This is a genomic window from Thalassiella azotivora (assembly GCF_054781695.1).
In genome coordinates, this window is record NZ_BAAGTX010000011.1 from 54,291 (window position 1) to 65,569 (window position 11,279).

General features: G+C 69.2%; 15 protein-coding genes and 2 pseudogenes. All 17 read right to left on the reverse strand.

The window, feature by feature from the left end:
* The 17 genes and pseudogenes from rplX to rpsL all read right to left on the reverse strand — a co-directional run bounded on the left by rplX (position 1) and on the right by rpsL (position 11,153).
* Positions 1 to 369: a 50S ribosomal protein L24 gene (rplX, locus tag ACYVQV_RS09125; protein WP_461022967.1), complete on the reverse strand. Its 369-nt coding sequence runs from the start codon at positions 367 to 369 to the stop codon at positions 1 to 3.
* Between the two features lie 2 nt (positions 370 to 371).
* Positions 372 to 740 (reverse strand): 50S ribosomal protein L14, encoded by a 369-nt coding sequence (rplN, locus tag ACYVQV_RS09130; protein WP_461022968.1) that lies wholly within the window; start codon positions 738 to 740, stop codon positions 372 to 374.
* 81 nt (positions 741 to 821) lie between these two features.
* The gene (gene rpsQ, locus ACYVQV_RS09135; protein WP_461022969.1) at positions 822 to 1,118 is read right to left on the reverse strand and encodes a 30S ribosomal protein S17; all 297 of its coding nucleotides are present in this window, start codon (positions 1,116 to 1,118) and stop codon (positions 822 to 824) included.
* 20 nt (positions 1,119 to 1,138) lie between these two features.
* Positions 1,139 to 1,360, reverse strand: a pseudogene (rpmC, locus tag ACYVQV_RS09140) (50S ribosomal protein L29); the annotation flags it as partial.
* Entirely contained in the window at positions 1,360 to 1,779 is a 420-nt protein-coding gene (rplP, locus tag ACYVQV_RS09145; protein ID WP_461022970.1) for a 50S ribosomal protein L16, read from the reverse strand. The gene rplP and the pseudogene rpmC, both read right to left, overlap by 1 nt.
* Positions 1,780 to 1,782: 3 nt before the next feature.
* A complete protein-coding gene (rpsC, locus tag ACYVQV_RS09150; protein WP_461022971.1) occupies positions 1,783 to 2,598 on the reverse strand; it encodes a 30S ribosomal protein S3 in 816 nt (271 codons plus the stop codon).
* A gap of 206 nt (positions 2,599 to 2,804) precedes the next feature.
* Positions 2,805 to 3,179: pseudogene (gene rplV, locus ACYVQV_RS09155) on the reverse strand (50S ribosomal protein L22); the annotation flags it as partial.
* Positions 3,180 to 3,235: 56 nt separating this feature from the next.
* Positions 3,236 to 3,517, reverse strand: a complete 282-nt coding sequence (rpsS, locus tag ACYVQV_RS09160) for a 30S ribosomal protein S19 (protein WP_461022972.1) — start codon at positions 3,515 to 3,517, stop codon at positions 3,236 to 3,238.
* 16 nt (positions 3,518 to 3,533) lie between these two features.
* Positions 3,534 to 4,370 (reverse strand): 50S ribosomal protein L2, encoded by an 837-nt coding sequence (gene rplB, locus ACYVQV_RS09165; RefSeq protein ID WP_461022973.1) that lies wholly within the window; start codon positions 4,368 to 4,370, stop codon positions 3,534 to 3,536.
* Positions 4,371 to 4,400: 30 nt separating this feature from the next.
* On the reverse strand, positions 4,401 to 4,706 hold the full coding sequence (gene rplW, locus ACYVQV_RS09170) for a 50S ribosomal protein L23 (protein WP_461022974.1): 306 nt from the start codon (positions 4,704 to 4,706) through the stop codon (positions 4,401 to 4,403).
* Positions 4,703 to 5,413: a 50S ribosomal protein L4 gene (rplD, locus tag ACYVQV_RS09175; protein ID WP_461022975.1), complete on the reverse strand. Its 711-nt coding sequence runs from the start codon at positions 5,411 to 5,413 to the stop codon at positions 4,703 to 4,705. The genes rplW and rplD overlap by 4 nt, the downstream gene beginning before the upstream one ends.
* Positions 5,414 to 5,417: 4 nt before the next feature.
* Positions 5,418 to 6,086, reverse strand: a complete 669-nt coding sequence (gene rplC, locus ACYVQV_RS09180; protein ID WP_461022976.1) for a 50S ribosomal protein L3 — start codon at positions 6,084 to 6,086, stop codon at positions 5,418 to 5,420.
* A gap of 10 nt (positions 6,087 to 6,096) precedes the next feature.
* The gene (gene rpsJ / locus ACYVQV_RS09185; protein WP_012867945.1) at positions 6,097 to 6,405 is read right to left on the reverse strand and encodes a 30S ribosomal protein S10; all 309 of its coding nucleotides are present in this window, start codon (positions 6,403 to 6,405) and stop codon (positions 6,097 to 6,099) included.
* 406 nt (positions 6,406 to 6,811) lie between these two features.
* Complete coding sequence (gene tuf / locus ACYVQV_RS09190) at positions 6,812 to 8,005, reverse strand: elongation factor Tu (protein ID WP_461022977.1); 1,194 nt, start codon at positions 8,003 to 8,005, stop codon at positions 6,812 to 6,814.
* Between the two features lie 130 nt (positions 8,006 to 8,135).
* Positions 8,136 to 10,238 (reverse strand): elongation factor G, encoded by a 2,103-nt coding sequence (gene fusA / locus ACYVQV_RS09195; protein WP_461022978.1) that lies wholly within the window; start codon positions 10,236 to 10,238, stop codon positions 8,136 to 8,138.
* 70 nt (positions 10,239 to 10,308) lie between these two features.
* Complete coding sequence (gene rpsG, locus ACYVQV_RS09200; RefSeq protein ID WP_461022979.1) at positions 10,309 to 10,779, reverse strand: 30S ribosomal protein S7; 471 nt, start codon at positions 10,777 to 10,779, stop codon at positions 10,309 to 10,311.
* Positions 10,779 to 11,153, reverse strand: a complete 375-nt coding sequence (gene rpsL / locus ACYVQV_RS09205) for a 30S ribosomal protein S12 (RefSeq protein ID WP_461022980.1) — start codon at positions 11,151 to 11,153, stop codon at positions 10,779 to 10,781. The genes rpsG and rpsL overlap by 1 nt, the downstream gene beginning before the upstream one ends.
* Positions 11,154 to 11,279: the final 126 nt, after the last annotated feature.

Consider the following 11,279-nt stretch of genomic DNA (forward strand, 5'->3'; position numbering starts at 1 on the left):
TCAGACGTCCTTACCGGAGCGCTTGGCGACCCGGACGCGCACGGTGCGCTCCCGGCCGTCCCGCTCGATCGTCTCGGTGCGGTATCCCACCCGGGTCGGCTTCTTGGTCTCCGGGTCGACCAGCATCACGTTGCTGATGTGCAGCGGGGCCTCGTGCGTCTCGATGCCGCCGGTACGCGCACCCCGGCCGGTCGCCGCGCTGACCTTCTTGTGCTTCTTCACGCGGTTGACGCCCTCGACCAGCACGCGCTGCTGCTCGGGGTAGACCTCGATGACCCGACCGGTCTTGCCGCGGTCCCCGCCGCGCTCCGGCGTGGCCCCGGTGACCACCTGCACGGTGTCACCCTTCTTGATCTTCAGCTTGGCCATCGTCAGAGCACCTCCGGCGCCAGCGAGATGATCTTCATGAACTTCTTGTCCCGCAGCTCGCGACCGACGGGGCCGAAGATGCGCGTGCCGCGCGGGTCACCGTCGTTCTTGAGGATCACCGCAGCGTTCTCGTCGAAGCGGATGTACGAGCCGTCCGGCCGGCGGCGCTCCTTGGCGGTGCGCACGACGACGGCCTTGACGACGTCGCCCTTGCGGACGTTGCCGCCGGGGATGGCGTCCTTGACGGTGGCGACGATGACGTCACCGATACCGGCGTAGCGGCGACCGGAGCCACCGAGCACCCGGATGCAGAGGATCTCCTTGGCACCCGTGTTGTCGGCGACCTTCAGTCGCGACTCCTGCTGAATCACTGTCTCACTCCTGTTGTCGCGCCGGTTCTCTCACCAAGAGCCTGACGGAACGGATGGGGCTGCCGCTTGACCGGCTGGGCCTTACTTGGCCTTCTCGAGGACCTCGACCACGCGCCAGCGCTTGGTCGCTGACAGCGGCCGGGTCTCCATGATCAGGACGCTGTCGCCGACCCCGCAGGTGTTGGCCTCGTCGTGGGCCTTCACCTTGCTGGTGCGGCGCATCACCTTGCCGTACAGCGGGTGCTTGACGCGGTCCTCGACGGCGACGACGACGGTCTTGTCCATCTTGTCGCTGACCACGTAGCCGCGCCGGGTCTTGCGGTACCCGCGCTGGTCGGTGGGCTGCTCACTGGTCTCGTTCACGTCGTCCTTGCTCACTTGGCGCTCCCCTCGGGGCCGGTCGCGCCGATACCCAGCTCGTTCTCGCGCATGATCGTGTAGATGCGGGCGATGTCACGGCGCACCGCACGCAGTCGCCCGTGGCTCTCCAGCTGGCCCGTCGCCGACTGGAAGCGGAGGTTGAACAGCTCCTCCTTGGCCTTGCGCAGCTCCTCCACGAGACGCTCGTCGTCGAACGTGCGCAGCTGCTCGGGGGTCAGGTCCTTCGATCCGACCGCCATCACGCGTCACCACCCTCGCGCCGCACGAAACGGCACTTCATCGGGAGCTTGTGGATCGCCAGGCGCATCGCCTCGCGGGCCACCTCCTCCGGGACACCGGACAGCTCGAACATCACGCGTCCGGGCTTGACGTTCGCGACCCACCACTCCGGCGAGCCCTTACCCGAGCCCATGCGGGTCTCGGCGGGCTTCTTGGTCAGCGGGCGGTCCGGGTAGATGTTGATCCAGACCTTTCCGCCACGCTTGATGTAGCGGGTCATCGCGATTCGAGCGGACTCGATCTGCCGGTTGGTGACGTAGGCGGGCTCGAGAGCCTGGATGCCGTAGTCGCCGAACGCGATCGTCGTCCCGCCCTTGGCAGCACCGGTCCGCTTCGGGTGGTGCTGCTTGCGGTGCTTCAGTCGACGGGGAACCAGCACGGCTCAGCCCTCCGTTCCGGACGTCGCCTCGGGAGCCGGGGCAGCGGTCTCGCCCTGCTGCGGCTGCCGCGCCTGGCGGTCGCCGCGCTCGGCGCCGGGCCGGCGGCCGCGGGCGGGCCGCTCACCGCGCGGTCCACGCGGACCGCGCGGGGCCGCGGCCTGCTGGGCCGCGAGCTCGCGGTTGGTGACGTCACCCTTGTAGATCCAGACCTTCACGCCGATGCGGCCGAAGGTCGTGCGGGCCTCGTAGAAGCCGTAGTCGATGTTCGCGCGGAGCGTGTGCAGCGGGACGCGACCCTCGCGGTAGAACTCCGAGCGGCTCATCTCGGCGCCGCCGAGACGCCCCGAGCACTGCACGCGGATGCCCTTGGCACCGGCGCGCTGCGCAGTCTGCATGCCCTTGCGCATGGCGCGACGGAACGACACGCGGCTGGAGAGCTGCTCGGCGATGCCCTGGGCCACCAGCTGGGCGTCGGTCTCGGGGTTCTTCACCTCGAGGATGTTCAGCTGAACCTGCTTGCCCGTGAGCTTCTCGAGCTCGCCCCGGAGGCGGTCGGCCTCCGCACCACGACGGCCGATGACGATGCCCGGCCGGGCGGTGTGGATGTCGACGCGCACGCGGTCGCGGGTGCGCTCGATCTCGACCTTGGAGATGCCGGCCCGGTCCATGCCCGTGGACATGAGCTTCCGGATCGCGACGTCCTCCTTGACGTAGTCGCGGTACCGCTGACCCGCCTTGGTGGAGTCGGCGAACCAGCGCGACTTGTGGTCGGTCGTGATGCCGAGGCGGAACCCGTGCGGGTTGATCTTCTGTCCCACTAGGAGTTCCTCTCCTTCTTGGCCGGAGCCTTCTTCGCGGTCTTGGCGGCGCCCGCCTTCGTGGCCGTGCTGCTCTTCGCCGGGGCCTTCTTGGCGGCCGACTTCTTCGCCGCGGCCTTCGTGGCCGGGGCCTTCTTCGCCGGGGCCTTCTTCGCCGGGGCCTTGGTGGCGGTCGACTTCTTCGCCGGCGCCTCCGCGGCCGACGACCGCGCGCGCTCCTGCTCCGCGCCGTCGCCCGGCTGGGCCACGACGACCGTGATGTGGCTGGTGCGCTTGCGCACCCGGAACGCCCGGCCCTGTGCCCGCGGACGGAACCGCTTCATCGTCGGACCCTCGTCCACGAACGCGGTCTGCACCACGAGCTCGCGCTCGTCGAACGCCTCGTTCGCGCGCTCCGCCTTCACCCGGGCGTTGGCGATCGCGCTCTCGACCACCTTGAACACCGGCTCGCTGGCCGCCTGGGGCGCGAACTGCAGCACCGCCAGGGCGTCGCTCGCCTGGCGACCACGGATGAGGTCGACGACGCGCCGAGCCTTCATGGGCGTGACGCGGACGTACCGCGCCTGCGCCTTGGCTTCCATCGCTGTCCTACCTTCTCGTCTCTGTCTGCCGTCGGGGCGTCGTCACTGACCGGTGGTCAGCGGCGACGGCCCTTCCGGTCGTCCTTCTCGTGGCCGCGGAAGGTCCGCGTGGGAGCGAACTCGCCGAGCTTGTGACCGACCATCGCCTCGGTGACGAACACCGGGACGTGCTTGCGGCCGTCGTGCACGGCCAGGGTGTGACCGAGCATCTCCGGCACGATCATGGAGCGCCGGGACCAGGTCTTGATGACGTTCTTGGTCCCCTTCTCGTTCTGCGTGTCCACCTTCTTCATCAGGTGGTCGTCGACGAAGGGGCCCTTCTTCAGGCTGCGAGGCATGGCTTCCGGGCTCCTATCAGCGCTTCTTGCCGGTGCGGCGGCGGCGGACGATCATCTTGTCGCTCGCCTTGTTCGGACGGCGGGTACGGCCCTCGGGCTGGCCCCAGGGGCTCACCGGGTGGCGGCCGCCGGAGGTCTTGCCCTCACCACCACCGTGCGGGTGGTCGACCGGGTTCATGACGACACCGCGGACCGTCGGGCGCTTGCCCTTCCAGCGCATCCGGCCGGCCTTGCCCCAGTTGATGTTGGACTGCTCGGCGTTGCCGACCTCCCCCACCGTGGCGCGGCAGCGGACGTCGACGTTGCGGATCTCCCCGGAGGGCATCCGCAGCTGGGCCTTCATGCCCTCGCGAGCCACCAGCTGGACGGAGGCGCCGGCGGACCGGGCGATCTTGGCTCCGCCACCGGGCCGCAGCTCGATGGCGTGGACCACGGTGCCGACCGGGATGTTGCGCAGCGGCAGGTTGTTGCCGGGCTTGATGTCGGCGCCCGGACCGTTCTCGACGGTGTCACCCTGCTTGAGCTTGTGCGGGGCGATGATGTAGCGCTTCGTGCCGTCCACGTAGTGCAGCAGCGCGATGCGCGCCGTGCGGTTCGGGTCGTACTCGATGTGCGCGACCTTCGCCGGCACGCCGTCCTTGTCGGCCCGGCGGAAGTCGATCACCCGGTAGGCGCGCTTGTGCCCGCCACCCTGGTGCCGGGTGGTGATCCGGCCGGTGTTGTTGCGGCCGCCCTTCTTCGCCAGGGGGCGCACCAGCGACTTCTCCGGCTCCGACCGCGTGACCTCGACGAAGTCGGCGACGCTCGAGCCGCGGCGGCCGGGCGTCGTCGGCTTGTACTTGCGGATTCCCATGCTGAGTCAGTCCTCTGATCGTCCGTCCGGTCAGCCGACCGGACCGCCGAAGATGTCGATGGAGCCCTCGCGAAGCGTCACGATGGCGCGCTTGGTGTCCTTGCGCTTGCCCACGCCGAACCGGGTGCGACGACGCTTGCCCTCGCGGTTGAGCGTGTTGACCGACGCCACCTTGACGCCGAAGACCTTCTCGACGGCGATGCGGATCTCGGTCTTGTTGGCCCGCGGGTCCACGAGGAAGGTGTACTTGCCCTCGTTGTCGAGGAGCCCGTAGCTCTTCTCGGAGACCACGGGGGCGAGCAGGATGTCGCGGGGGTCCTTCTGCAGCGCGCTCACTGGCCAGCCTCCTCGTCGCTGTCGGCCGCGGCGACCTCGGCCTCGGTGTCGGTGCCGACGGCCTTGGCGCCCTTGCCGCGGGCCGGGCCGGCGAGGAACTCCGCCAGGGCGCCCTCCGTGAAGACGACGTCGTCGGCGCACAGCACGTCGTAGGTGTTGAGCTGGTCGGCGACCAGCACGTGCACCCGCTCGACGTTGCGCAGGCTCCTCCAGCTCAGCGTGTCCTCGCGCTGGAGGACCACGAGCAGGTGCTTGCGGTCGCTGACGTTGGCCAGCGCGGCGACCGCGCCCTTGGTGGACGGCGCGTCGCCGCCGACCACGCCGCTGAGGACGTGCACCCGACCGTGGCGCGCACGGTCGGACAGCGCCCCGCGAAGCGCGGCGGCCTTCATCTTCTTGGGCGTCCGCTGGCTGTAGTCACGCGGCGTCGGGCCGTGCACGGTGCCGCCGCCGGCGAACTGCGGCGCACGCAGCGAGCCCTGGCGAGCCCGCCCGGTGCCCTTCTGGCGGTACGGCTTCTTGCCGCCGCCACGGACCTCGCCGCGGGTCTTGGTGGAGTGGGTGCCCTGCCGGGCCGCCGCGAGCTGCGCGACGACGACCTGGTGGATCAGCGGGACGTTCGTCTGGACGTCGAAGACCTCGGCCGGCAGCTCGACGGAGCCGGTCGTGGCGCCCGAGGGGTCCTTGACCTCGAGGGTGGTGGCCATCTGCTCAGGCTCCCTTCGCTGCGGTGCGGACCAGCACGACACCGCCGCGCGGGCCGGGGACGGCGCCCTTGACGAGCAGCAGACCCTTCTCCGCGTCGACCGCGTGCACGGTCAGGTTCTGGGTCGTCTGGCGGACGTGGCCCATCCGGCCGGCCATCCGCATCCCCTTGAACACCCGGCCGGGGGTGGCGCAGCCGCCGATCGAACCGGGCTTGCGGTGGTTGCGGTGGGCACCGTGGGAGGCGCCCACGCCGGCGAAGCCGTGACGCTTCATGACGCCGGCGGTGCCCTTGCCCTTGGTCGTGCCGACGACGTCGACCAGCTGGCCGCTCTCGAACAGCTCGACGGTGAGCTCCTGGCCCAGGCTGTAGGCGTCGACGTCGCTGGTGCGCAGCTCGACCAGGTGGCGACGCGGGGTCACACCGGCCTTCTCGAAGTGACCGGTCAGGGGCTTGTTCACCTTGCGGGGGTCGATCGCGCCGAACGCGATCTGGACGCCCGCGTAGCCGTCGACCTCGGCGGTCCGCAGCTGCGTCACGACGCAGGGGCCGGCCTGGACGACGGTGACGGGGACGAGGCGCCCGTTCTCGTCCCAGACCTGGGTCATGCCCAGCTTGGTGCCCAGGAGCCCGGCGACGGTGCCCGACTGGCGGGCCTCAGTGGCGGTAGTCATCTGGGATCCCTCAGAGCTTGATCTCGATGTTCACGTCCGCGGGCAGGTCGAGTCGCATGAGCGAGTCCACCGCCTTGGGCGTGGGGTCGATGATGTCGATGAGCCGCTTGTGCGTCCGCATCTCGAAGTGCTCGCGGCTGTCCTTGTACTTGTGCGGCGAACGGATGACGCAGAAGACGTTCTTCTCCGTCGGCAGCGGCACGGGCCCCACCACCGTCGCACCAGCGCGGGTCACCGTGTCGACGATCTTGCGCGCCGAGCTGTCGATGACCTCGTGGTCGTAGGACTTGAGCCGGATGCGGATCTTCTGTCCCGCCATGGCGTCTTCTGACTCTCTCTCGTCGTACCGCTGCTGTCCCCGGCTCCCCGCCGGCACCGACCCCCGAGGTCGGGCGTGTCGCGCTCGCGGACGCGGAGTGCGCCCGGCACTCGCGTGCCCTGCTGCTCGTGGTGTCGTGCCCGTAGGACCGGGCGTCGACGCGTGGGCGTGAGCTCCCCGCGCGGCCGTCGAGCGGCCAGCACGTGCGTCGAACAACCTGTCTAGTGTGCCAGACCTGCGGCCGGTTTGACCAATCCGTCGCCCTGAGGCGGCGGCGTCCCGGCAGGTCTGGCGATGACCGCCCGCAGGCGGGCGGGCGCCGGTCCCCCGACGCCCCGCACGCTGCAGGCCCGGGCCGTGTGGCCCGGGCCTGCGCGTGCGTCGTGACGCGTGCCCTAGAGCGACGTCACTTGAGGATCTTGGTGACCCGGCCGGCGCCGACGGTACGGCCACCCTCGCGGATGGCGAACCGCAGGCCCTCCTCCATCGCGATGGGCTGGATCAGGTCGACCGTCATCTCGGTGTTGTCGCCGGGCATGACCATCTCGGTGCCCTCGGGCAGCTGGATGACGCCGGTGACGTCCGTGGTCCGGAAGTAGAACTGCGGACGGTAGTTCGAGTAGAACGGGTTGTGCCGGCCACCCTCGTCCTTGCCGAGGATGTAGACCTGGGCCTCGAACTGGGTGTGCGGGGTGATCGAGCCGGGCTTGCAGACGACCTGACCGCGCTCGACGTCCTCGCGCTTCGTGCCGCGGAGCAGCAGACCGACGTTCTCGCCCGCGCGGGCCTCGTCGAGCAGCTTGCGGAACATCTCGACGCCGGTGACCGTCGTCTTCTGGGACTTCTCCTTGATCCCGACGATCTCGACCTCCTCGTTCACGTTGAGGATGCCGCGCTCGACGCGACCGGTGACCACGGTGCCGCGGCCGGTGATCGTGAAGACGTCCTCGACGGGCATGAGGAACGGCTTGTCGACGTCGCGCTCCGGCTCGGGGATCGCGGTGTCGACGGCGTTCATGAGGTCCATGAGCTTCTCGCCCCACTCGGCGTCGCCCTCGAGCGCCTTGAGCGCCGAGACGCGCACGACCGGCAGGTCGTCACCGGGGAACTCGTAGCTCGACAGGAGCTCGCGGACCTCCATCTCGACGAGCTCGAGGATCTCCTCGTCGTCGACCATGTCGGCCTTGTTCAGCGCGACGACGATGTAGGGGACGCCGACCTGGCGGGCCAGGAGGACGTGCTCCTTCGTCTGCGGCATCGGGCCGTCGGTCGCGGCGACCACGAGGATGGCGCCGTCCATCTGCGCCGCACCCGTGATCATGTTCTTGATGTAGTCCGCGTGACCGGGGCAGTCGACGTGCGCGTAGTGCCGCGACTCCGTCTGGTACTCGATGTGCGCGATCGAGATGGTGATCCCGCGCTGCTTCTCCTCCGGCGCCTTGTCGATCTCGTCGAACGGCGTCTGCGGGTTCAGGTCCGGGTACTTGTCGTGCAGGACCTTGCTGATGGCCGCCGTCAGCGTCGTCTTGCCGTGGTCGATGTGACCGATGGTGCCGATGTTGACGTGCGGCTTAGTCCGCTCGAACTTCGCCTTACCCACTGGGGGTCCTCCTCGAGTACTGGGATGTGTGACGCCGACTGCCGATCGTGACCGTCGAGCGTGTGAGTCTAGCGGTCCGGCCGAGTCGACCGGACGGCGCGGGTGGGGGTGCTGCCGGCGGCAGCACCCGTCACTCGCCCCGGGTCTTCTTGATGATCTCCTCGGCCACCGCGCGGGGGACCTCGGCGTAGCTGTCGAACTGCATCGAGTACACCGCGCGACCCTGGGTCTTGGACCGCAGGTCGCCGACGTAGCCGAACATCTCGGACAGCGGGACCAGCGCGCGCACGACCTTCGCGCCGCTGGCGTCCTCCATGGCCTGGATCTGGCCGCGGCGGGAGTTCAGGTCGCCGATGACCTCGCCCATGTAGTCCTCGGGCGTACGCACCTCGACGGCCATGACGGGCTCGAGGAGCACCGGGTCCGCCTGCTTGACGGCCTCCTTGAGGACCATCGAGCCGGCGATCTTGAACGCCATCTCGGAGGAGTCGACGTCGTGGTACGCGCCGTCGAGCAGGGTCGCCTTGACCCCGACGAGCGGGAAGCCGGCGACCACACCGAGCTGCATGGCGTCCTGGATGCCGTGGTCCACGCTGGGGATGTACTCCCGCGGGACGCGGCCACCGGTCACCTTGTTGGAGAACTCGTAGAGCTCGCCCTCGGAGGTGTCCAGCGGCTCGATCGAGACCTGGACCTTGGCGAACTGGCCCGACCCACCCGTCTGCTTCTTGTGGGTGTAGTCGACCTTGTCGACCTTGCGGCGGATGGTCTCGCGGTACGCCACCTGCGGCTTGCCGACGTTCGCCTCGACCTTGAACTCGCGCCGCATCCGGTCGACGAGGATGTCGAGGTGCAGCTCGCCCATCCCCTTGATGATGGTCTGGCCGGTCTCCTCGTCGAGCTGGACCTGGAACGTCGGGTCCTCCTCGGCGAGCTTCTGGATCGCCGTGGAGAGCTTCTCCTGGTCGCCCTTGGTCTTCGGCTCGATCGCGACCTCGATGACCGGGTCGGGGAAGGTCATCGACTCGAGCACCACCTGGTTCTGCGGGTCGCAGAGGGTGTCGCCCGTGGTCGTGTCCTTCAGGCCGATCATCGCGTAGATGTGGCCGGCCTGCGCCTCGTCGACCGGGTTCTCCTTGTTGGAGTGCATCTGGAAGAGCTTGCCGATGCGCTCCTTCTTGCCCTTGGTGGAGTTCACCACCTGGGAGCCCGCAGCGACCCGGCCCGAGTAGACCCGCACGTAGGTCAGCTTGCCGAAGAACGGGTGCGCGGCGACCTTGAACGCCAGCGCGGAGAAGGGCTCGGAGGCGTCGGGGTGGCGCTCGACCACCGTCTCCTCGTCACCGACCGCGTGCCCCTGCACCGCCGGCACGTCCAGCGGGTTGGGCAGGTAGTCGAGCACGGCGTCGAGCATGGGCTGCACGCCCTTGTTCTTGAACGCCGAGCCGCACAGCACCGGGTAGACCTCGGAGGCCACGGTCAGCTTGCGGATGCCGGCCTTGATCTCCTCCGGCGTCAGCTCCTCGCCGCCGAGGTACTTCTCGAGGAGCTCCTCGTCGGCCTCGGCCACCGTCTCCAGCAGCTGCTGGCGGTACTCCTCGGCCTTCTCGGCCAGGTCGGCCGGGATGTCCTCGATCGTGTACGCCTCGCCCTTGCCGGTGTCGCCGCGCCACGTCAGCGCGCGCATGTAGACCAGGTCGACGACGCCCTCGAAGCTGCTCTCGGCACCGATGGGGAGCTGCAGGACCAGCGGCTTGGCCCCGAGGCGGTCGATGATCGTCTGCACGGTGAAGTAGAAGTCCGCACCGAGCTTGTCCATCTTGTTGACGAAGCAGATGCGCGGGACGTCGTACTTGTCCGCCTGCCGCCACACCGTCTCGGACTGGGGCTCGACACCCTCCTTGCCGTCGAAGACGGCGACCGCACCGTCGAGCACCCGCAGGGACCGCTCCACCTCGACGGTGAAGTCGACGTGCCCCGGGGTGTCGATGATGTTGATCTGGGTGCCCTCCCAGAAGCAGGTGGTGGCGGCGGAGGTGATGGTGATCCCCCGCTCCTGCTCCTGCTCCATCCAGTCCATGGTCGAGGCGCCGTCGTGCGTCTCGCCCATCTTGTAGTTGACGCCGGTGTAGAACAGGATCCGCTCGGTCGTCGTGGTCTTGCCGGCGTCGATGTGCGCCATGATGCCGATGTTGCGGACCTTCTTCAGGTCGGTCAGCACGTCCTGTGCCACGGGCTACTGCCTCTTCTCGTCGGACTGCACGTTCGGGGCGCGCGCCGGCCTCGGGGGCCGGCGCCGCGCGTCACCAGCGGTAGTGCGCGAAGGCCTTGTTGGACTCGGCCATCTTGTGGGTGTCCTCACGGCGCTTGACCGCGGCACCGAGGCCGTTGCTGGCGTCGAGGATCTCGTTCATGAGCCGGTCGGTCATGGTCTTCTCACGACGGGCTCGCGAGTAGCCGACCAGCCAGCGCAGCGCCAGGGTGGTGGCGCGGTTCGCCCGCACCTCGACCGGCACCTGGTAGGTGGCGCCACCCACGCGGCGGGACTTGACCTCGAGCGTGGGGCGGATGTTGTCCAGCGCGCGCTTGAGTGCGATGACCGGGTCCGTGCCCGTCTTCTCGCGGGCGCCCTCGAGCGCGCCGTACACGATGCGCTCGGCGGTGGACTTCTTGCCGTCCAGCAGCACCTTGTTCACCAGCTGGGTGACCAGCGGCGAGCCGTAGACCGGGTCGACCACGAGCGGTCGCTTGGGAGCCGGGCCCTTGCGCGGCATTAGCTCTTCTCCTTCTTCGCGCCGTAGCGGCTGCGAGCCTGCTTGCGGTTCTTGACGCCCTGGGTGTCCAGCGAGCCGCGCACGATCTTGTAGCGGACGCCGGGCAGGTCCTTCACGCGGCCGCCGCGCACGAGCACGATGGAGTGCTCCTGCAGGTTGTGCCCGACGCCCGGGATGTAGGCCGTGACCTCGATGCCGCTGCTCAGCTTCACGCGGGCGACCTTGCGCAGCGCGGAGTTGGGCTTCTTCGGCGTGGTCGTGTAGACGCGGGTGCACACGCCGCGCCGCTGCGGGCTCCCCTTGAGGGCCGGGGTCTTCTGCTTCCCGGCCTTGTCCTGGCGGCCCTTGCGCACCAGCTGCTGGATCGTGGGCACTACGTCTCCGTCTGTCGTCGTCTGCTGCTCGTGGAACTGCTCGTGGGACTGTCTGGGTGGACCTCGCGGTCCGGTCGACGTCGTCCGCGGGGCTCACTGACCCCCGCGGTCGGGCGTGTCGGGTGG